The 19,162-nt window shown below is 71.9% G+C and carries 20 protein-coding genes; 10 read left to right on the forward strand and 10 right to left on the reverse strand.

The window, feature by feature from the left end:
* Positions 1 to 20: 20 nt before the first annotated feature.
* Together BLQ91_RS41850 and BLQ91_RS35655 are read left to right on the forward strand one after the other, a co-directional pair.
* On the forward strand, positions 21 to 2,444 hold the full coding sequence (locus BLQ91_RS41850; RefSeq protein WP_176960133.1) for a hypothetical protein: 2,424 nt from the start codon (positions 21 to 23) through the stop codon (positions 2,442 to 2,444).
* An 8-nt stretch (positions 2,445 to 2,452) separates the two neighbouring features.
* Positions 2,453 to 3,295: a carboxylesterase family protein gene (locus BLQ91_RS35655; RefSeq protein ID WP_218130534.1), complete on the forward strand. Its 843-nt coding sequence runs from the start codon at positions 2,453 to 2,455 to the stop codon at positions 3,293 to 3,295.
* On the opposite strand, the gene BLQ91_RS35660 is transcribed toward BLQ91_RS35655, so the two are convergent.
* A complete protein-coding gene (locus tag BLQ91_RS35660) occupies positions 3,292 to 4,296 on the reverse strand; it encodes a GDSL-type esterase/lipase family protein (RefSeq protein WP_090104327.1) in 1,005 nt (334 codons plus the stop codon). The genes BLQ91_RS35655 and BLQ91_RS35660 overlap by 4 nt on opposite strands.
* Positions 4,297 to 4,456: 160 nt before the next feature.
* On the opposite strand from BLQ91_RS35660, the gene BLQ91_RS35665 reads away from it, so the two are divergent.
* Both BLQ91_RS35665 and BLQ91_RS35670 read left to right on the forward strand, forming a co-directional pair.
* A complete protein-coding gene (locus BLQ91_RS35665; protein ID WP_245734148.1) occupies positions 4,457 to 5,419 on the forward strand; it encodes a GlxA family transcriptional regulator in 963 nt (320 codons plus the stop codon).
* Entirely contained in the window at positions 5,419 to 6,039 is a 621-nt protein-coding gene (locus tag BLQ91_RS35670) for a DJ-1/PfpI family protein (RefSeq protein WP_090104331.1), read from the forward strand. The genes BLQ91_RS35665 and BLQ91_RS35670 overlap by 1 nt, the downstream gene beginning before the upstream one ends.
* On the opposite strand, the gene BLQ91_RS35675 is transcribed toward BLQ91_RS35670, so the two are convergent.
* Both BLQ91_RS35675 and BLQ91_RS35680 read right to left on the reverse strand, forming a co-directional pair.
* Positions 6,025 to 6,669, reverse strand: a complete 645-nt coding sequence (locus BLQ91_RS35675; protein ID WP_090104334.1) for a response regulator — start codon at positions 6,667 to 6,669, stop codon at positions 6,025 to 6,027. The genes BLQ91_RS35670 and BLQ91_RS35675 overlap by 15 nt on opposite strands.
* Positions 6,666 to 7,715: a sensor histidine kinase gene (locus BLQ91_RS35680; RefSeq protein ID WP_090104337.1), complete on the reverse strand. Its 1,050-nt coding sequence runs from the start codon at positions 7,713 to 7,715 to the stop codon at positions 6,666 to 6,668. The genes BLQ91_RS35675 and BLQ91_RS35680 overlap by 4 nt, the downstream gene beginning before the upstream one ends.
* A gap of 99 nt (positions 7,716 to 7,814) precedes the next feature.
* Here BLQ91_RS35680 and BLQ91_RS35685 point away from each other — a divergent pair, with 99 nt between their 5' ends.
* Entirely contained in the window at positions 7,815 to 8,675 is an 861-nt protein-coding gene (locus BLQ91_RS35685) for an ABC transporter ATP-binding protein (RefSeq protein WP_090104339.1), read from the forward strand.
* Between the two features lie 8 nt (positions 8,676 to 8,683).
* The gene (locus BLQ91_RS35690; protein ID WP_218130535.1) at positions 8,684 to 9,526 is read left to right on the forward strand and encodes an ABC transporter permease subunit; all 843 of its coding nucleotides are present in this window, start codon (positions 8,684 to 8,686) and stop codon (positions 9,524 to 9,526) included.
* Positions 9,527 to 9,707: 181 nt separating this feature from the next.
* On the opposite strand, the gene BLQ91_RS35695 is transcribed toward BLQ91_RS35690, so the two are convergent.
* The 3 genes from BLQ91_RS35695 to BLQ91_RS35705 are packed head-to-tail and all read right to left on the reverse strand — an operon-like array spanning position 9,708 to position 12,047.
* Positions 9,708 to 11,006, reverse strand: a complete 1,299-nt coding sequence (locus tag BLQ91_RS35695) for a HAMP domain-containing sensor histidine kinase (RefSeq protein ID WP_090104341.1) — start codon at positions 11,004 to 11,006, stop codon at positions 9,708 to 9,710.
* Positions 11,003 to 11,674, reverse strand: coding sequence for a response regulator transcription factor (locus BLQ91_RS35700; protein WP_090104343.1), 672 nt, complete (start codon positions 11,672 to 11,674; stop codon positions 11,003 to 11,005). The genes BLQ91_RS35695 and BLQ91_RS35700 overlap by 4 nt, the downstream gene beginning before the upstream one ends.
* A gap of 37 nt (positions 11,675 to 11,711) precedes the next feature.
* Complete coding sequence (locus BLQ91_RS35705; RefSeq protein ID WP_090104345.1) at positions 11,712 to 12,047, reverse strand: beta-1,3-glucanase family protein; 336 nt, start codon at positions 12,045 to 12,047, stop codon at positions 11,712 to 11,714.
* A gap of 53 nt (positions 12,048 to 12,100) precedes the next feature.
* On the opposite strand from BLQ91_RS35705, the gene BLQ91_RS35710 reads away from it, so the two are divergent.
* The 4 genes from BLQ91_RS35710 (at position 12,101) to BLQ91_RS35725 (ending at position 15,200) form a co-directional block, all read left to right on the forward strand.
* A complete protein-coding gene (locus BLQ91_RS35710) occupies positions 12,101 to 13,072 on the forward strand; it encodes an alcohol dehydrogenase catalytic domain-containing protein (RefSeq protein WP_090104364.1) in 972 nt (323 codons plus the stop codon).
* Positions 13,073 to 13,131: 59 nt separating this feature from the next.
* On the forward strand, positions 13,132 to 14,055 hold the full coding sequence (locus tag BLQ91_RS35715; RefSeq protein ID WP_090104347.1) for a LysR family transcriptional regulator: 924 nt from the start codon (positions 13,132 to 13,134) through the stop codon (positions 14,053 to 14,055).
* Positions 14,056 to 14,164: 109 nt separating this feature from the next.
* Complete coding sequence (locus BLQ91_RS35720) at positions 14,165 to 14,866, forward strand: SDR family NAD(P)-dependent oxidoreductase (protein WP_090104349.1); 702 nt, start codon at positions 14,165 to 14,167, stop codon at positions 14,864 to 14,866.
* A gap of 1 nt (position 14,867) precedes the next feature.
* The gene (locus BLQ91_RS35725; protein ID WP_090104351.1) at positions 14,868 to 15,200 is read left to right on the forward strand and encodes a YybH family protein; all 333 of its coding nucleotides are present in this window, start codon (positions 14,868 to 14,870) and stop codon (positions 15,198 to 15,200) included.
* 1 nt (position 15,201) lies between these two features.
* Here BLQ91_RS35725 and BLQ91_RS35730 read toward each other — a convergent pair whose 3' ends face one another.
* The 4 genes from BLQ91_RS35730 to BLQ91_RS35745 form a co-directional block, all read right to left on the reverse strand.
* Positions 15,202 to 17,535, reverse strand: a complete 2,334-nt coding sequence (locus BLQ91_RS35730) for a glycoside hydrolase family 65 protein (protein WP_090104353.1) — start codon at positions 17,533 to 17,535, stop codon at positions 15,202 to 15,204.
* Entirely contained in the window at positions 17,532 to 18,209 is a 678-nt protein-coding gene (locus tag BLQ91_RS35735; RefSeq protein ID WP_090104355.1) for an HAD family hydrolase, read from the reverse strand. The genes BLQ91_RS35730 and BLQ91_RS35735 overlap by 4 nt, the downstream gene beginning before the upstream one ends.
* A gap of 7 nt (positions 18,210 to 18,216) precedes the next feature.
* Positions 18,217 to 18,441, reverse strand: a complete 225-nt coding sequence (locus BLQ91_RS35740; RefSeq protein ID WP_176960134.1) for a hypothetical protein — start codon at positions 18,439 to 18,441, stop codon at positions 18,217 to 18,219.
* A gap of 25 nt (positions 18,442 to 18,466) precedes the next feature.
* Positions 18,467 to 19,162: VIT1/CCC1 transporter family protein (locus tag BLQ91_RS35745; protein WP_090104365.1), on the reverse strand; the 696-nt coding region annotated here is incomplete at its 5' end.

Consider the following 19,162-nt stretch of genomic DNA (forward strand, 5'->3'; position numbering starts at 1 on the left):
CGGAGGTGATCAGGCGCTTGATGGGCCGACGTGCCGCCGCCCATGGCGACCAGCAAACACAGACCCAGGCTTCTGGCCAGAGCAGTTTCGGGGTTCAAACCATCACGAGCACCGACCAGGACCTGGACCTGTACCCCGTCGAGCAGCCCCCGGCAGCGGCAGCACCAGCGGCGCCGCAGCCGGAGCCGGTACCCCAGAGGACGCCGTTCGCGGCGAACTTCGTCGGGGCGACGCTCGTCGTTTCCGCTCAGGAGGGCCCGAGCCAGGGCGCCACGGGCCTCGCCCGCGCGCTGCCCGCCGACCGCGGCAGGACCGTGGTCGTGGTCGACTTCCCGGGCGGGGACCAAAGCACCTTCTGGCCGCACGTCGTGTCCGCGCTCAGCGGCCGCGGGCCCATCCGGCTCGCGGTGTCGCACGCGGGCACGATGCGCCCGACCGCGCCCGCGCAGTGGCTCGCCGAGCAGCTGCAGACCGAGGTCGTCGCGCCGGACGGCGTGCTGACCACGGTGCCCGGCGCCGCGTTCGTCGTGGGCACCCAGGGCTACGGCAGCTGGGTGCGGTTCCAGCCGAACGCGTCACCGATGCCGTTCGGCCGCCGCTTCCCGGTGCCGCAGTGGGAGGCGATGGACCCGAACTCCCCGTGGCCCACGGGGGAGATCGGCATCTCCGAGCCCATCCCGTCCGGGCTGTGGCTGCGCGCGCAGCAGCCGCCGTTCGACCCCACCGCCCAGGACTCCCGGCCGATCGTGGCGCTGCCGTGCCGCGACAACGTGCTGACGGTCGTCGTCGGCGGTCCCGGCCAGTCCGCGATCCCTGTCGACGAGGTGTGCCGCCTCATGACCGCGCTGCCCCAGGCGGCCCGGTCGCGCGTGCGGCTCGTGCCGTACGGCATCGACGCCGGTCTGGGCAGCCTCGTCGCCGACCAGCTCGGCGAGCCGATCGCGATGTTCACCGGCCTGCCGGTCGGCAACCTGCGCGGCGGCGGTCCCGCCGTCATCGCGGTCGACCCGCGCGGCCAGCAGACGTGGCGGCCGTTCGTGACCGAGGTGCTGTGCGTGCCGAACGAGTCCGTGCCCGTCGTGTCGGGCTACCGGACCCCCGTACCGGGCCTGTCCGAGGTCTCGCCAGGGGTGTTCGCGCTCGGCGACGGCGTCGTGCTGGAGGTCGTGCCCTCGGGCCTGTGGGTGCGCGAGCAGGACGAGCCGTACAACGCGGCCGAGGTGCGCTCCCAGCCCGTTGACCCCGAGTGGGCACGTCTGACCGTGGGCACGCCTGGACGTACGACGCCCGGTGCGGTCGCGGTGCACGGCGCTGCTCTCGTGGAACGCCTCGAGCCCGAGGTGCGCAAGCTGCTGCGTTTGGTGTTCTGCGACTCGAAGGTCTCGCCGCCGCCTCCGCCCGCTCCTTCGGCTGGTCCGGCGCAGATCGCCTCGTCGACCGGCACCGCGGCGCACGCGTTGTCGACCCGTGACTCGTCGGACAACGGCACCGGCTTCTTCACCGCCGTGACGCCCGTCGAGCCCGAACCGGACCGCCCCGCGTACGCGAGCATGGACGCCGGCCCGGCGATCGCGACCGTGACGTCGCACGCGCTGGACGACCCGGACGAGGCCGCCTTCCCGTCCGACGACCCGGACTACGCCCCCGTGCGCTTCCGCGTCGACGGCCCGCTGCCGCTGCAACCGCTGGCGCTGTGGGAGTCGTTCGCGGAGATCTCCGCCGACCGCGAGACGGTCGACCCGGACCACAGCAGCTCGGACGCCGAACGCGACACGGTCCGCCGCGCCCTGGGCGAACGCTACGGCGTGCACGCGGCCACGGTCTGCCGCCTGCTCGCCCAGCGCCCGGACGCCGAGGAGGACCCGGCGGCGTTCGAGGCGATGGTCACCGACCTCACCGCGCTCCTCGCGTGCGTGTCGCAGGACGAAGAAATGGTCGTCGACACGCTCCGGATGGGCCGCCTCGGCCGGTTGCGTCCGTACGTCGCGTGCATCGTCTCGGGCCTGAACCGCCTGCCCGTGCACAACGGCGTGGTGACGGTGTGGGGCATGAGCGGCCAAACCGGCCCGCGCCGCTACCGCCACGGCGAGGTCGTGGTCGAACACGGCCTGCTGGACGCCATCGCCAACCCGGCCTCGCGCATAGAGGGCGCCACGGAGTACCTGTTGTGGTCGGTCACCGGCCGCCGCGTCGAGGTGTCCGACCGCGTCGCCGTCGCCACCGAGGAACGCGTGGTGTTCGCACCCGGCACCCCGTTCCGCGTGCTGGCGGTGGCCGAGGCGGAGGGCGACCACCCGCAGCAGGTGCTGCTGCAGGAGGTGGCCGGGGCCGCGGCGGAGCAGGAGATCGCGGGGATGCGGCCGAGCGTGCTGTCGCAGCTGGAGCGGGCAGCGGCGAACCTGCGTGTCCTGCCGGTGTCGCACCAGGTGACGGTGGAGGCCTGACCGCGTACTTGGGCATCCGTTACGCCGAACCGCCCGTCGGCTCGTTGCGCGTCCACCCGCCGGTGGACCGCGACGGCGAGCCGACCGGCGAGTTCGGTGACGCCCACACCCTGAACGTCTGGTCCACGGCGGACCGGGACGCCCCGGTCCTGCTGTGGGTCCACGGCGGCGAGAACACCGTCGGCTCCTCGTCCCAGCCGGAGTACGCGGGCGACCACCTGGCCTCGCTGGGTGTCGTGTTCGTCAGCTGCAACTATCGGCTGGCCGAAGACGGCTACGGCGCCCTCGACGGCGTCCAGCACAACCGGGGCCTGCTCGACGTCGTCTCGGCACTGCGGTGGATCCGCCGCACCATCACGGCCTACGGCGGCGACCCGGGCAACGTCACCGTCGCCGGCCAGTCCTCGGGAGCCCAGACGGTCGCCGCCCTCATGGTGATGCCGGCGGCACGAGGCCTGTTCCACAAAGCCGTCGTCCACAGCCTCGCCGGGAGGTTCTTCACCCCGCTGGAGGCACGGGAGACGCAGCGCCGGGCCGACCCGGAAGTCGTGCTCCACCAACCGGTCGTGGACGGCGAAACCCTCCCGCGCAGCCCGCTGGAAGGCCCCTACGAGGTGGAGTTGATGGTCTGCCACACGGCGGACGAGGACGAGGAGCTGTTCCGGGAACCCACGAGGAGACTGGCCGAAGAGCACGGCCACGCCTTCAGGTCGGTCTACGCGCGCACCCCGGCCCACCACGGCGCCGATGTGCCGGACATGTTCCGCGGCGACATCGCCGAAGCCTGGGCGAGGTTCGCCCGCGAGGGCGACCCCGGCTGGCCGCGGGAAGACCTGAAGACCTGGACCTAGCTCTCCGTCGACAGCCCGAGCGACCCGTCGAGCCGCGGCACGCAGGCACCGGCGCGCTCGTCGGCCGCCAGGAACTCCGTGAGGCACCGGGCGATCTGCTCGTGGCCGCGGGCGTTGGGGTGGAACGACTGCTGCAGCGCGTGCGAGGAGCGCCGCTGGTCGGTCAGGCCCTCCCAGTCGACCGACAGGCGGGTGAACCACTCGGTGCCCGGGTCGTCGCCGCCCGCGCACGCCTCGTGGCCCTCGCCGGCGCGGGCCAGGTCGAGGAAGCGGGCGCCCACCTTCGACGCGGCGGTGCGCAGGCCGTTCGACAGCTCCGGCACGGCCTCCTCGACGACCCACTCCAGGTCCGTGGTGCGCAGCGGGCAGCCGGAGAGGTTCTGCAGGGAGCGCGGCATCTTCGGGGACACCGGGGCGGCGTAGGACTGCACGACGAGCTGGTACTCCGAGTCGAGGTAGCTCGAGTCGCGCATGGTCTGGCGGACGGCGTTGAGGGTGTTCTCGACCTTGGGGACCATCCGCTTCACGCGCTTGGACCACTCCGGGGCGACGGCGGACGTGCAGTCGCTGCGCTTGCCCCACGCCTCGAAGCACTTGTTCAGGATCTCGGAGAAGCGCGGGTCGTCGTTCGCGCCGATGCCCACGACGATCGCGACGACGCGGTGCGAGCCCGCGATCTCGCGCAGGCGGGGGAGCTGTTCGTTGCGGAGCTTGTCGGAGTTGGCGCCCGAGCAGGCGAGGTTGAACCGCCGGTCGGCCTCGACGCCGGCCTTCATGATCTCGGCCCCGCGCGAGCGGTGGCACCAGTTGCCGCCGTCCTCGCCGTCGGTGCCCGGCTCGTAGTCGCCAGCGCCCTCACCGGACATCGTGCTGTCGCCGAGCGCCACGACCGCGGTCCTCGTCTCGCGGTCGGGGGCGGACGGCGGCGGGAACGGGTGGTCGCTCACGACCAGCGCGATCGCGAGCAGGCCGATGGCGGCGAGGGTGAGCACTTTGCGCATCGCGGACCAGCTTACCGGGGGTGCGGGGCCGGTCACGTCCTCTGTGGACGACCGGTGTCACCCGGTGGGGCGATGTGCGGGTTCGGTGGGAGGCGCACGTGGCCGAATGCGAGGGCGAGAGGGCGTTGCCGCCTCAGCGGGGGATGAGGAAAGTGGAGGTGTGGGGAATCTGAGGGAGATAGTCGTGGTCGGCTACGACCGCACGGCGTTGCTGGACCTCGCGGGACCCGTCGAGGTCTTCCAGTCCGCGAACTACGGCGAGCAGCGCTACGAGGTCACGGTCGCCACGCTCGGGGGAGGACCGTTCACCGCGACGGCGGGGGTGCGCGTCGAGGCGGGCGCGGACCTGCTGACGCTGGACCGCCCGATCGACACGCTGCTGGTCGTCGGCGGCTGGGGCTACGACGACGCCGCGTCCGACGCGGTGCTCACGTCGCACCTGCGGCGGCTCGCGCTCAGATCGCGCCGGGTCGCGGGCGTCTGCACCGGTGCCGTGGTCCTGGCCGGCGCCGGGCTGCTCGAGGGCAGGAAGGCGACCACGCACTGGGCGTTCACCGGGGAGCTGGAGAACCGCGGGGTCGAGGTGGAACCGGACGCGATCTTCGTCTGCGACGGGGAGGTGGCCACGTCGGCGGGGGTGACGGCGGGCATCGACCTCGCGCTCGCCATGGTCGAGCAGGACCACGGGCCCGCCCTGGCCCGCCGGATCGCGCAGTACCTGGTCGTCTTCCTGCAGCGCTCGGGCGGCCAGTCGCAGTTCAGCGTGCACACCCGCGCGAAACCGGTGCGGGACGGCTCGCTGCGCGCGTTGCTCGACGACATCCACGCCGACCCGGCCAGGGAGTGGACGGTGCCGGTCATGGCGCGCAAGGCCATGATGAGCGTGCGGCACTTCGCCCGCGTCTTCTCCCGCAACGTGGGCGTCTCGCCCGCCCAGTACGTCGAACGGGCCAGGGTGGAGGTCGCCGCCGACCGGCTGGCCAGCACCGCCGACCCGCTCGACCTCGTCGCCCGCCAGTCGGGGTTCGGCTCGGCCGAGACCCTGCGCCGGGCCTTCCTGCGCGTGCTCGGCGTGTCGCCGGGCAGCTACCGCGCCCGCTTCCGAACCACCGGGGTTGCCTGATGGACGCCACTTTCGTGCTCTACCCGAACATGACCGCGCTCGACTTCGTCGGCCCCTACGAGGTGATCGCCGGCGTGCCGGTGGTCACGGCCCGGTTCGTCGCCGCGACGCTCGACCCGGTGAGGTCGGACAACGGCCTCGTCGTGACGCCCACCGACACGTTCGACTCGCTCAAGGCCACGGACATCGTCGTGGTGCCCGGCTCCGGGCACTGGAAGGAGGTGCTGCGGGACTCCGGCGGCGTCGTCGAGTGGCTGCGGGAGGTCCACCCGACGACGAGGTGGACGACGTCGGTGTGCACCGGCTCGACGCTGCTCGCCGAAGCGGGCCTGGTGTCGAGGGCGACGACGCACTGGGCCGCGCGCGAGGACCTCGAGGTGCGCGGGGTGGAGGTCAGCACCGACCGGGTCGTGTTCGACGGCAAGGTCGTGAGCGGTGCGGGCGTCTCCGCGGGCATCGACATGGCGTTGCGGCTGGTCGAGGCCGAGTTCGGCGAGGTGGTCTCGCAGGCGGTGCAGGTCGGCATCGAGTACGACCCGCAGCCGCCGCGGTCCTACGACTCGATCCCGCCCGAGATCGCGCAGGGCCTCAGGACCGCGTTCGAGTCACGTCAGGCCTGACTGCACGGCGAAGACGACGAGCTGGGCGCGGTCGCGCGCGCCCAGCTTCACCATCGCCCGCGACACGTGCGTGCGCACCGTCGCGGGCGAGATCACGAGCGCGGCCGCGATCTCGTCGTTGGACGCGCCGGACGCCACGTGCCGCATGATCTCCCGCTCGCGTTCGGTCAGCCTGTCGAGGTGCGGCACGGGCCGCGCCGACGCGCCGGACGCGAACCGGTCGATCACCCGGCGCGTGACGGACGGCGAGAGCAACGACCCGCCGTCGGCCACCACGTGCACGGCGCGCAGCAGGTCGGCGGGGTCGGAGTCCTTCACCAGGAAACCGGACGCACCCGTCCGCAACGCCTCGAACACGTACTCGTCGAGGTCGAACGTCGTGAGCACGACGATCTTGACGCCGGCGCAGGCGGGATCGGCGGAGACGCGGCGCAGCACCTCCAGGCCGTCCATCAACGGCATGCGGATGTCGAGGAACACCACGTCCGGCTTCACCGACCGGATCAGCGCCAGGGCCTCGCGCCCGTCGGCGGCCTCGCCGGCGAACCGCACGCCGTCCTCGGTCTCGATCAACGTCCGCAGCCCCATCCGGACCAGCGGCTGGTCGTCGGCCACCACCACGCGAATCATGACGGCAACGGTATCCGCGCGACGACCGAGAAACCGTGCGCTCCGTCGACCTCCAGCGTGCCGCCGAGCGCCTCCGCCCGCGAGCGCATGCCCGTGATGCCGTGTCCCTCGACGACCGCTCCCGGCGTGCCGGTGTCGGTCACGTGCACGACGACCTCACCCCGCACGGCGTAGACGCGCACGGTCGCCGTGACGCCGGGAGCGGAGTGCCGCAGCACGTTCGTCAGCGACTCCTGCACGATCCGGTAGACGGCCAGCTGGTGGCCCTCCGGCAGGTCGAGCGGGTCGACCTCCACCGACACGTCGAGCCCTGCCTCGCGCATCCGCGAGGCCAGCGCCGGGACGTCGGCCAGCGTGGTCGTCGGCGTCAGGGGCGCCGAGCCGCGCAGGGTGTCCAGTTCGGACCGCAGGCCGTCCAGGGCCTCCTTCGCCGTGTCGCGGATCGCCTCCAGCGACGCCCGCGCCCGCACGGGGTCCCTGTCCAGCACGTACAGCGCCACGCCCGCCTGCATCGCGATCACCGAGAGGCCGTGGCCGACGACGTCGTGGACCTCCTGGGCGAGCCGCAGCCGTTCGGAGATCACCACGCGTTCCCGAACGTCCACAGCGGACTTCCGGCGCAGCCTCACCAGCACGCCGGCGGCGGCGGGCAGCAGGATCCAGCCCGCGCACCAGGTGATCCACGAGGTCACGGAGTCGTTCCACCACGGCAGGATCGCGAGCGCGTAGACCAGCGCCGAGGCGGCGGCGAGCTCGATGCGGGAGTACACCGCCACCGCGTACACCGCCGCCACGCCGCTCACCAAGATCGGGCCGAACGGGTAGCCCTGCGCGAGGTAAACCGCGATGGAGAGGACCGAGACCCCGAGCGTCCACACCGGACGGACCGAGCGGAGCAGCAGTGCGGCGGCGGCGGTGGCGATGAGCACGTGGGCGAGGACGTCGAGCGGCTCCGCGCCCTGCAGCCGCGCGGCGAACCGCGTCCCGCCGAGGCCGAAGACCAGCAGCGCCACCGTCAGCGCCACGTCCTGCCACCTGATCCGCATGCCACCGACCCTACGACCGGGACCGTACGCAGATGTGCGTATCTTCGTGACGCTCCCGTGCGGACGACCCGGCGCGCTCGCTGGGCCATCGTTGAGCCCATGATCGTGACAACGGAGAAGCTGACGAAGCGCTACGGCGACCGCGCCGTGGTGGACGAGGTCAGTCTGTCCGTGCGGCGGGGCGAGGTCTACGGGTTCCTCGGTCCCAACGGCGCGGGCAAGACGACCACGATCCGCATGCTGCTGGGCCTCGTGAAGCCGACCGGCGGCACCGCTCGCGTGCTGGGCGAGGCACCGGGCACCCCGAAGGCGTTGCTGCGGGTCGGGTCGCTCATCGAGGGCCCCGGCTTCTACCCGTACCTGTCCGGCCGCGACAACCTGCGGGTGCACGCGGCCCGCCGCGGCCTCGCCCGGAGCCACGTCGAGGCGGCGCTCGAACAGGTCGACCTGGTGGGCGCCGCGGGGCAGGGGTTCCGCCGGTACTCGCTCGGCATGAAGCAACGGCTCGGCGTCGCCGCCGCCCTGCTCGGCCGGCCGGAGCTGCTGATCCTCGACGAGCCGACCAACGGCCTCGACCCGGCGGGCATGGCCGACATGCGCGACCTCGTGCGGGCGCTGACGGCGCAGGGGCAAACGGTGCTGCTGTCGAGCCACCTGCTCGGCGAAGTCGAGGAGATCTGCGACCGCGTCGGCGTGATCGCGAACGGCAGGCTCGTCGCGGAGAGCACCGTCGAGCAGTTGCGCGGCGACACCGTGCTGCTGGTCCGCGCCGACCCGGTCGAGAAGGCGCACGTGCTGATCGAGGGCAGCTCGCTGCACGGCGACGTGCTGCACGTGCGGGAGGCCGACGCGGCCTCGCTGGTGCGGACGCTGGTGCAGGCCGATGTGGACGTGCGGGAGGTCCGGCCCCTGCTCCGGACGCTGGAGGAGGTCTTCTTCGAGATGACGGGGGCTGCGTGATGGGCAGCGTGATGGACACCGTGATGGGCAGCGTGATGGGTACCGTGAAGGCGGAGCTGCTGCGGTTGTGGAAGTGGCCGGCGACGTGGGTGCTGACCGGTGTCTGGCTGGTGATGACGCTGACGTTCGGCTACGTGTTCAACTACCTCGCGTTGAGCGGTGGCACGAACACCCGCGACCTCTCGCAGCAGCAGCTGATCGGCTCGATGCAGCCGGAGAACGCCGGTGCGGCGGTCGTGCGCGGCCTGCCGATGTTCGGCGGCGCGATCGTCCTGGTGCTCGCGGCGCTGGCGGTCGGCAGCGGCTACGGCTGGGGCACCTGGAAGACCACGCTGACCGCCGGGCCGCGCCGGGTGTCGGCGATGGCGGGCACCCTGGGGGCGCTGGCGGTCGTCGTGGTCGTCCTGGTGGCCCTGACGTTCGTGGTCGACCTCGGCGCGGCGATCGCGGTGGCCTCGCTGGAGGACTGGGGCTGGAGCCTGCCGGGGTGGTCCGCGGTGGAGGCCGTCGGCGCCTCGCTGCTGATCGCCGCGATGTGGACGGCGTTCGGCGTCTTCCTCGGCGTCGCCACCCGGGGGCCCGCGCTGGCCGTCGGTCTCGGGCTGATGTGGGCGGTCGTCGCCGAGAACCTCCTGCGGGGCGTGGGTTCCCTGCTCGGGCCGGTCGAGTCGCTGACCGGGGTCCTGCCCGGCGGCTCCGCCGGCAACCTCGCCGGCGCCGTCGGCGGATCGGGCGCTCCCGGCGTGCTGAACGACCTGAGCGGCACGACCGCGGCGCTGTTCCTCCTGGGGTACGTGGTGTTCTTCGCGGGCGCGGCGACGCTGCTGAAGGTGCGCCGCGATCTCGTGTAGGGCGATGGCGGCCCAGACCACGCCGAGCACGACCGCGACTCCGGTGGGGTGGTCGCGGTCGTGCGTCCTCGGGGGTGAAGCCGTGCCCGACGACCGCCGCCCTGATGGCAGAACGCGGCCACTGTGGACAGCAGTGGCCGCAGGACCTCGGGCAGCACCGCGCATTCGTGGCTCTGGGAGGTCAGCCGTCAGAACTCCGCAAGACCAGCTCCACCACGAACCGGCTGCCGCACGGCGAGCGGTCCTCCACCCACACCCGCCCGCCCAGCCGGCGCACGTGCTCGCGCACCAGCGCCAGCCCGAGACCGCTGCCCGGGTCGTCGCCGTTCCTGCCGCGCGTGAACCGTTCGAAGATCTCCTCCCGCAACGGCTCCGGCACGCCGGGCCCGGCGTCCTCGACCGCCAGCCGCACCGACGAGCCCCGAGGCCGCACGGACACCAGCACCGCCCCGCCCGCGTGCCGCTCGGCGTTGTCCAGCAGGTTCGTCAGCACCCGGTCGAGCCGGCGCCGGTCGCCGAGCACGACCGCGGGCTCCAGGTCCAGCGCGACCGGCGTGCGGGTCGCGACGACGTTGCGCACCAACGCGTCCAGCGCGACCCGGCAGGGCGGGTCGTCGACCTGGTCGGCGCGCGAGATCTCCAGCAGGTCCGCGACCATGCGCGCGAACCGGTCGACCTCCGAGGTCAGCAGCTCCAGCGCGGTCCCCGCGGCGCCGGGCAGGCGGTGGCAGCGGCGGCGCAGCACCGCGGCCGAGTTCACCATCGTCGTCAACGGCGACCGCAGCTCGTGCGAGACGTCCGAGACGAACCTGGCGTCCCGCAACGCCCTGCGCTCCAGCGCCTCGGCAGCCGAGTTGATCCGCGCCGCCAGCACCGCGAGGTCCGGGTCGTCCTGGCGGGGCAGGCGGGCGTGGAGATCACCGTCCGCGATCCTGCCCGCCGCGAAACCCAGCTCCGCCAGCGGTTTCAGCGCCCGCTTCGCCGCCTGCGACACCAGCGCGGCACCGAGCAGCGCGGAGCCGGCCGTGCCGGCGACCAGCGCGGCGCGCAGCACGGCGAGCGTTCCGTCGAGCTGCCGCAGCGCGGACAGCTCGACGTAGACACCGCCCGCCAGCGGTCGGGCGACGGCGAGGACGGGCAGGCCGTCCACGGTGATCCGCGCGCTGCCCGGCGGGTGGTGCAGCAGCCGTGGCGGCAGCGTGGACGGCTCCACCGCGCGGCCCGCCGTCACCACGCCCGCCGGGCCCACCACGAGGATCGACGAGTCAGGGCCGGCGAGCAGTTCGGCGAGGCCGGAGGAGGTCGGCGACCCGCCGGCCAGCCGGGCGTGGGCCTCGGCCTCGCGCGTCGCACCCGCCTCCCGTTGTGCCAGCAGGGAACCGGAGACGAGGGTCCAGGTCGTGAACGCCAGCACGCCCGTGACGAGCAGCAGGCCGAGACCGGACAGGAGGGTGACGCGGCAGCGCAGTGTGAGCCTCACGAGCCGATCCGGTAGCCCGCGCCGCGCACGGTCAGCAGCAGCGAGGGGTCGTCCGGATCGGCCTCGACCTTGCGGCGCAGCCTTCTCATGTGCACGTCCAGCAACCGCGTGTCGCCGAAGTAGTCGTATCCCCAAACCTTCCGCAGCAACTGCTCCCTGGTGACGATTCGGCCGCCCGCACCAGCGAGTTCCAGCAACAGCCGGAATTCCGTTCTGGTGAGGTGAACGCGTTCGCCCGCACGGTGCACGAGACCTTCCTGCGGACGGATTTCCAGTTCGCCGATCCGAACGGCTTCACGGTTCGGTCCGCGGCGGCGCAACAACGCGCGAACCCGTGCCGCGAGAACGTTCGCCAACAACGGTTTCGTGACGTAGTCGTCCGCCCCCGACTCCAGTCCGGCGATGACGTCACCGGGGTCGGTGCGCGCCGTGACCACGATTATCGGCAGGTCACCGCGGGTGCGGAGGGTCCGAACGACCTCCAGTCCGCCGATGCCCGGCAGGGTGAGGTCGACCAGCACCACGTCGAACGGTTCCTCCGCCGAGCGCCGCACCCCCTCTTCACCCGAACTCGCCTCGTCGACGGTGAAACCCTCGTCGGACAGGGCGAGGCTCAGCGCCTGCCGGATTCGCTCGTCGTCTTCGACCAGCAGGACCCGTACGCACACGACGACTCCACTGTGTGAGAGCCGCGGCGACGGCGCCTCACACAGTGGAGTGAAATTCGATCAAAAGCAAGAATACTTCGGCCTGAAATCCGGTCAGCGTGATTTTCGCCGAACGGGGGTCAGGTTCGTGGACAAGTGACTCGAATCCGCCGACGTCGTCGAACGCGAACCCGTAGGCCCGCCCGTCGGCCATGTTGGCGTGCACGATCTTCGAGAAGTGGTTCGTCGTCGCGCGGGTGTAGAACTCGCTCGCGTTGTACGTCGGCTGGGTGTGCAGGAAGCCGGGCGTCGACCGGTTGAGCGCCGCGCACAGCGAGCGCGAGATCGCGCCGAGCTCGTTCGCCGCGAGCCTGCCGTCGAAGACAGGGTTCATGAGAGCGCTCTCACAGGCTGCGCGGTCGTGTTCATGTGTCAAGAATGGTCTTCATGCGCGCGTTGACTGTGGATCTTGCACGAACCGGGTCGCTGGACCTGGCCGACCTGCCCGATCCCGTACCGGGACCGGAGGAGCTGCTCGTCGAAGGACTGGCCATCGGGATCTGCGGGACGGACCGCGAGATCGTGCGCGGGGAGTTCGGCGTCGGCGGGACCCTCGTGATCGGGCACGAGTCCCTCGGCCGGGTGATCAGCGGGCCGGGGTTCGCGCCGGGGACGCTGGTGGCGGGAGTGGTCCGCAGGCCGGACCCGGTGCCGTGCGTCGCGTGCGCGCGGGGCGAGTTCGACATGTGCAGGAACGGGCGGTACACCGAGCGCGGGATCACCGGGCTCGACGGCTACGGCTCCACGATGTGGACGGTCCCGGCCCCGTACGCCGTCGCGGTCAGCTCCGAGACGGGTGTCCTCGTCGAGCCGGCGTCCGTGGTGGTCAAGGCCTGGGAGCGGCTCGACCGGCTGGCGTTGTTCCCGTTCGACAGCGTGCTGGTCACCGGCGCGGGGCCGATCGGGCTGCTGGCGGCGTTGATCGGGGTGCAGCGCGGGCTCGACGTGCACGTGTTCGACCTCGCCGAGGACGGGCCGAAGCCCGCGCTCGTCGAGTCGCTGGGCGCCACGTACCACCGCACGCTGCCGGACCACCAGGTCGTGATCGAGGCGACCGGTGCGCCGTCGCTCGTCGCCCGGCTGCTCGGGCGCGACCTCGTCTGCCTGACCGGCGTGCCCTCCACCGAGGTGCTGCCGGCGGACGTCGGCCGGATCAACCGCGACCTGGTGCTGCGCAACGGGATCACGTTCGGGACGGTCAACGCGAACGTGCGGCACTACCGGGAGGCGTCCGCCGTGCTCGACCGCGCCGACGACGAGTGGCTGTCCGCGATGATCACCCGGCGGGTGCCGCTCGAGGAGTTCGCGTCGGCGTTCGAGCACCGGCCGGGTGACGTGAAAGTGGTGCTGGAGCTCTGAACTCCGCGGCCCGCACGGCTTCCTCCCTTGCCGGGCGGCCGCCTCCTAGGATGCGGGGCGTGGAACTGCGCCAACTCCGGTACTTCCTCGCGGTCGCGGAGGAGCTGCACTTCGGCCGGGCCGCGGCACGCCTGCTGATCGCGGGACCGTCGTTGTCGCAGCAGATCAAGGCGCTCGAACGGGACCTGGGCGTGCCGCTGTTCGCCCGCGACCGCCGCGCGGTCGCCCTGACGTCCGCCGGAGCCGCGCTGGTCCCCGAGGTGCGGGCGCTGCTCGACCGCGCCGACGAGCTGCGACGGCACGCGCGCCGGCTCTCCGGATCGCGGCCGGTGCGGATCGGGTACGTGAACTGGCTGCCGCCGGACCTCACGAAGCGCACCGCCGGGGTCGCCCAGCTGTACGTGGACGCGTGGGTCGTGCCGTCGCACCAGCAGGCGGCCCGCGTGGCAGACGGCAGCCTCGACCTGGCCGTGTGCTGGGTCCGTGCGGCGGACGCGGCGCGGCTCGGCCTGCGCGCGGACCTGCTCGGTGCCGACCGGCTCTACGCGGTCGCCGTGGGCACCGACACGAGCCCGGTGCGGGCCGCGGACATCGCGGTGCTGGTGGACGACGACGTCACGTCGTGGCAGTCGTGGAACGACTACGCCGAGGAGTTCGCCCGCGACACCGGCGCCGTGGTGCGGCGCATCCACAACGGCGCGATCACCGGGCCGGCGTTCTTCGACCACGTGCGGGTCTGCACGACGCCGGTGCTCAACTCGCCGAAGGGCCAGACCGCGCCGCTGCCGCCGGACCTCGTGCGACGGCCCGTCGTGGACCCCGAGGTGCTCTGGACGTGGTCGCTGGTGCGCCGGGCGGACGAGGACCGCGCGGACGTGGTCGCCGCCGCGGAGGCGATCGTGCGGACGGTGGGGGACCTGGGACTGCGCCGTGCAGGCGTGTGGCTGCCCGCCGACGACCCCCACCGCGCACTGGGAGGCTGAGCCTCCCACGAAGGAGGAAACGGGTCGCGATTGTTCGAAACGAACTCGCGGGCGCTCGTGGTTGTGGCTGTCAGTCCCACTTCACCTCCTTCGGAAAGCGAGCAGGAAAATGACCAGCAAGGTGGCCATCGTCACGGGAGCGTCGCAGGGAATCGGTGCGGCCCTCGTCCCGGCCTACCGCGAGCTCGGCTATTCGGTCGTCGCGGTGTCGCGGTCCATCGGCGCCTCCGACGACCCCGAGGTGCTCACGATCCGGGCCGATCTCGCCCGGCCCGGTGAGGGCGCACGGGTGGTGCGCGAGGCGCTGCCGCGGTTCGGCCGGGTCGACTCGCTCGTGAACAACGCCGGCATCTTCGTCGCCAAGCCGTTCACCGAGTACACCGACGAGGACTTCGCCGCCGTCACCGGCACGAACCTGGTCGGGTTCTTCGACATCACCCGCAGCGCGGTCAAGGCGATGGAGGCGAACGGCGGCCACGTCCTCAACGTCTCGACCAGCCTCGTCGACCACGCGCTGTCCGCCGTGCCCTCCGCCCTCGCGTCGCTGACCAAGGGCGGTCTCAACGCCGTCACCAGGTCGCTCGCGGTCGAGTACGCGGCGCGGGACATCCGCTTCAACACCGTCGCGCTCGGCATCGTCAAGACCCCGATGCACGCCCCGGACACCCACGAGGCGCTCGCCGGGCTGCACCCGCTCGGCCGCATCGGCGAGGTCTCCGAGGTCGTCGACGCGGTCACGTTCCTCGAACAGGCCGGTTTCGTGACGGGCGAGGTCCTGCACGTCGACGGCGGCCAGAGCGCGGGGCACTGACATGGCGCTCGAAGACGTCATGGACCGGTGGAAGAGAGCCGTGGACGCGCACGACCCCGAGGGCGTCGCGGCGAACTTCACCGAAGACGCGATTTTCCAGGGCTTGCAGCCGTACGGGGTGGGAAAGGCCGCTGTCGCCGCCTATTACAATTCCCAGCCCCTCGGGTTGAAAGCCGAGTACGAGGTGCTGGAAACGCGCCGGCTGGCCGATGACCTCGTTCTCGGGTATTTGAACGTCGATTTCTCGTTCACCGACCGGCCGGTGCGCACCGTGCGCCTCGGCGTGCTGGTGAGGGGAGACCTGATAGCGCACTACCAGGTCTCCGCCCTCTAGCTCAGTGCCTGCGGGGCTCCCGCCCGAACGGTGTCTTCGGCCGTTCGAGGTCGGGGACCTCCGGGATGGGCATGGTCACCGGCGCGTCCGCGGTGATCGTGATCGGCTCGCCGTGGTGCCGGGTCTCGAGCCGTGTGCCGTCCACGATCCGGTAGGTGGCCTCGTTCCCGGACACCTCCACGGAGATCCTCGTGCCCCGGAAGCACATGCGGAACGAGTAGCGGCGCAGGGCGTCCGGGATCCGCGGGGCGAACGTGAGCTCGCCGCCGTGGTCCCGCATGCCGCCGAACCCGGCCACCAGCGCCGTCCACGCGCCCGCGAGCGACGCCATGTGCAGGCCGTTGGTGACGTTCCCGTGCAGGTCGTGCAGGTCGGTGAACGCCGCCTCGGCCAGGTAGTCGAACGCGAGCCCCAGGTGCCCGACCTCCGCCGCGAGAACGGCCTGCGTGCCCGCCGACAACGACGAGTCCCGCACCGTGCGGGCCTCGTAGTAGGCGAAGTTGCGGGCCTTCTCCTCGTCGGTGAACGCGTCGCCGCGCACGTGCATCGCGAGGACCAGGTCGGCCTGCTTGATGACCTGTTTGCGGTAGAGGTCGAAGTACGGGTAGTGCAGCAGCAGCGGGTACTTGTCCTGCGGGGTGTTCTCGAAGTCCCACTCCGCGTGCTTGGTGAAGTTGTCCGCCTGCGGGTGCACCTGCAGCATCTCGTCGTACGGGATGGACATCGCGTCCGCCGCCCGGCGCCAGGCCGTGATCTCCTCCTCCGTGGCGCTGCCGGGGTTGCGTTCGGCGGCGTCCGCGGCGGCCCACAGGTTCTGCTGGGCGATCAGGTTGGTGTAGACGTTGTTGTCGACGATCGCCGAGTACTCGTCCGGACCCGTCACGCCGTCGATGCGGAACCCGTCGTGCGGGTCGTGGTGGCCGAGCGACGTCCACAGTCGCGCGGTCTCCACGAGGATCTCGGTGGCCGCCGCGCGGTCGAAGTCCTCGTCGTTCGTGGCGTTGAGGTACTGCTGGGTCGCGTAGGCGACGTCGCCGGACACGTGGAACGCGGCCGTGCCCGCCGGCCAGTAAGCGCTGCACTCGGCACCGTTGATCGAACGCCACGGGAACGCGGCGCCCTTGAGCCCCAGCACCTCCGCGCGTTCGCGGGCCTTGTCCAAAGTGGAGTGGCGCCACCGCAGCGCGTCGCGAGCGGCGTCCGGCACGGTGTAGGTGAGCACCGGGAGCACGAACATCTCGGTGTCCCAGAACGCGTGGCCGTCGTAGCCCGGCCCGGTCAGCCCCTTGCCGGGGATGGCGCGGGTCTCCCCGCGGGCTCCGGCCTGCAGGACGTGGAACAGCGCGAACCTGATCGCCTGCTGCAGCGCGTCGTCGCCCTCGACCTCGATGTCGGCGACGTCCCAGAAGTCGTCGAGGAACGCCCGCTGCTCCTTGACCAACCCGTCCCAGCCCGTCTGGCACGCACCGGCCAGCGCGGCCTCGACCTGCGCCCGCAGCGCCGGGGTCGACCGCTGGCCCGACCAGCCGTACGCGAGGTACTTGGTCAGCCGCAGGCGTCCGCCCGCCGGCACGTCGACCGCCGCGGTGAACCGGGCCAGGTCGTCCTCGGCGCGGATCTCCGTGCGCGGCTCGTCGTGCAGCTCGTTGGCGGAGCGGGTGACCTGGACCTCGTGGTCCATCGCGGCGGCCATCCGCAGCCCGGACTCCTTGGTGTGGTGGCACAGCACCGCCCGCGACTTCTCCGCCATCGTGAAGTCGTTGACCAGCGGGCAGTCCAGCGCGGCGGCGACCCGCGGGTCGTTGCTGCGGCTCTTGATCGGCTCGTTGGCGAGCAGGTCCGATTGCAGGACCAGCTGCAGGTCGTCCTCCGGCTCGACCTCGTAGCGGATGGCCGCCACCGCGCGCTGGGTGAACGACACGAGCCGCTCGCTGCGCACCGTCACGCGGCGGCCGGTCGGGGACTCCCAGACCGTGCGGCGGCGCAGCGTTCCCGTGCGGAAGTCGAGCGTGCGCTCGTGCTCGACCGCGGTGCCGTAGCGCATGTCCAGCGGCTCGTCCTCGACCAGCAACCGGATGATCTTGCCGTCGGTGACGTTGACGACGGTCTGCCCGGCCTCGGGATAGCCGTAGCCGCCCTCGCCGTACGGCAGCTGGTGCTCCTCGTAGAAGCCGTTGAGGTACGTGCCGGGCAGTCCGCGCGGCTCGCCCTCGTCGAGTGTGCCGCGCATGCCGATGTGCCCGTTCGACAGGGCGAACGTCGACTCGGTCTGGTGCAGGTGGTCCACGGACAGGCCCTGCCACCGCAGCTGCCACGGTTCGACGGCGTAGCTCATGACAGCAGCTCGTCGAGCTCGTCGACGACCACGTCGGCGCCGTGGGCCTGGAGGGCGTCCGCCTGGTGGCCGCGGTCGACGCCGACGACGAAGCCGAAGCCGCCGTCGCGCCCCGCCTTGACCCCCGCCAGCGCGTCCTCGTAGACGGCGGCGTTCTCCGGTGCCGTCTTCAGCCGCCGGGCGCCCTCGACGAACGAGTCCGGCGCCGGTTTGCCGCGCAGGTTCGACGCGATGATCACGTTGCCGTCCACCAGCGCGTCGACGTAGTCGAGCAGGTTGCCCGCGCGCAGGACGCGCAGGGCGTTGGCGGAGGACGTGACGACGCCGATGGGGAAGCCGGCCGCCCTGGCCGCTTCGAGGTAGGTCACCGACGCGGGGTACGGCGTGATGCCCTGTTCGTCGATGATCGCGTTCACCAGGTCGTTCTTCTGGTCGCCGATGCGGCGGACCTCGTCCTCGGACGGCGTGAGGCCGCGCGAGGTCAGGAAGCCGCGAACGCCGTCGTAGCGGGGCTTTCCGTCCACGTGCGCGAGGTAGTCCTGCTCGCTGAACGGCTGGCCCATCGCTTCGAACGTCTGCCGCCACGCCTGGCGGTGCAGCACGGCGGTGCTCGTGAGCACGCCGTCGAGGTCGAAGAGCAACGCCGTGATCTTCTCCGGGATGCCGAGGCTCATATCGCGATCATGCACCCGTCTCGTCGATGTCGCCGCGCTCTTCCTTCAGCCGTTCGTCGAGAGGACGCGGATGTGCCTGCTCGTACTCGGTCATCCCGTACTTGGTGGACCCCGACCAGTCCTCCGGCGGGTCCATGGCCTCCTCGAGCGGGTCCTGCTGGAGGTTGTCCTCGTCGAGGCCCTCGAAGCTCTCGGTGTCCTGCGGGACGTAGGCGCCGCGTTCTTCGCTCATGCCCGCCTCTGTACCCAGTCCTGTCCTATCCGATGCTTTGGCCGACGAGCGAGCCGATGGCGTAGGTGACGCCCATCGCGATCAGGCCGCCCGCGATGTTGCGGACGACCGCGCGCCGCTTGTCCGCCCCGCTCAGCCGCGCGCTGACGAAACCGGTGAGCGCGAGGGCGAGGATCGCGGCGACCACCGTCACCGGCACCCGCAGGCTCGTGGGCGTGAAGGTGATCGCGGCGAGGGGCAGCAACGCGCCGATGGTGAAGGCGGTGAAGCTCGCGATGGCCGCACCCCACGGGTTCGTCAGCCCGTCCGGGTCGATGCGCAGCTCGGCGTCGGCGTGGGCGCCCAGCGCGTCGTGCTCGGTGAGCTGCTTGGCGACCTCCCGCGCCGTCGGTTCGTCGAGCCCCTTCTCCTCGTAGATCTCCTTGAGCTCCTCCAGCTCCTCCTCGGGCATGTCGCGGAGCTCCTGCCGCTCCTTGGCGAGCAGGGCGCGTTCGGCGTCGCGCTGGCTGCTGACGGACACGTACTCGCCGCTCGCCATCGACATCGCGCCCGCGAAGAGCCCGGCGAGCCCCGCCACGAGGATCTGGGTCTTGTCGGTGGTGGCACCGGCGACACCCACCACGAGGCTGGCGGTCGACACGATGCCGTCGTTCGCGCCGAGGACACCCGCGCGCAGCCAGTTCATCCGGTCGCCGGTGACCTCTTCGTGGGCCTCTGCGTG

This window comes from Lentzea jiangxiensis (assembly GCF_900104175.1).
Taxonomy (GTDB): Bacteria; Actinomycetota; Actinomycetes; order Mycobacteriales; family Pseudonocardiaceae; genus Lentzea; species Lentzea jiangxiensis.

Coding starts and splice junctions, on each gene's coding strand:
- BLQ91_RS41850 (WP_176960133.1), top strand. CDS start 21: ATGGGCCGACGTGCCGCCGCCCATGGCGACCAGCAAACACAGACCCAG.
- BLQ91_RS35660 (WP_090104327.1), bottom strand. CDS start 4,296: ATGCGCAAAGTGCTCACCCTCGCCGCCATCGGCCTGCTCGCGATCGCG.
- BLQ91_RS35670 (WP_090104331.1), top strand. CDS start 5,419: ATGGACGCCACTTTCGTGCTCTACCCGAACATGACCGCGCTCGACTTC.
- BLQ91_RS35675 (WP_090104334.1), bottom strand. CDS start 6,669: ATGATTCGCGTGGTGGTGGCCGACGACCAGCCGCTGGTCCGGATGGGG.
- BLQ91_RS35680 (WP_090104337.1), bottom strand. CDS start 7,715: ATGCGGATCAGGTGGCAGGACGTGGCGCTGACGGTGGCGCTGCTGGTC.
- BLQ91_RS35685 (WP_090104339.1), top strand. CDS start 7,815: ATGATCGTGACAACGGAGAAGCTGACGAAGCGCTACGGCGACCGCGCC.
- BLQ91_RS35705 (WP_090104345.1), bottom strand. CDS start 12,047: ATGAACCCTGTCTTCGACGGCAGGCTCGCGGCGAACGAGCTCGGCGCG.
- BLQ91_RS35710 (WP_090104364.1), top strand. CDS start 12,101: ATGCGCGCGTTGACTGTGGATCTTGCACGAACCGGGTCGCTGGACCTG.
- BLQ91_RS35720 (WP_090104349.1), top strand. CDS start 14,165: ATGACCAGCAAGGTGGCCATCGTCACGGGAGCGTCGCAGGGAATCGGT.
- BLQ91_RS35725 (WP_090104351.1), top strand. CDS start 14,868: ATGGCGCTCGAAGACGTCATGGACCGGTGGAAGAGAGCCGTGGACGCG.
- BLQ91_RS35730 (WP_090104353.1), bottom strand. CDS start 17,535: ATGAGCTACGCCGTCGAACCGTGGCAGCTGCGGTGGCAGGGCCTGTCC.
- BLQ91_RS35735 (WP_090104355.1), bottom strand. CDS start 18,209: ATGAGCCTCGGCATCCCGGAGAAGATCACGGCGTTGCTCTTCGACCTC.
- BLQ91_RS35740 (WP_176960134.1), bottom strand. CDS start 18,441: ATGAGCGAAGAACGCGGCGCCTACGTCCCGCAGGACACCGAGAGCTTC.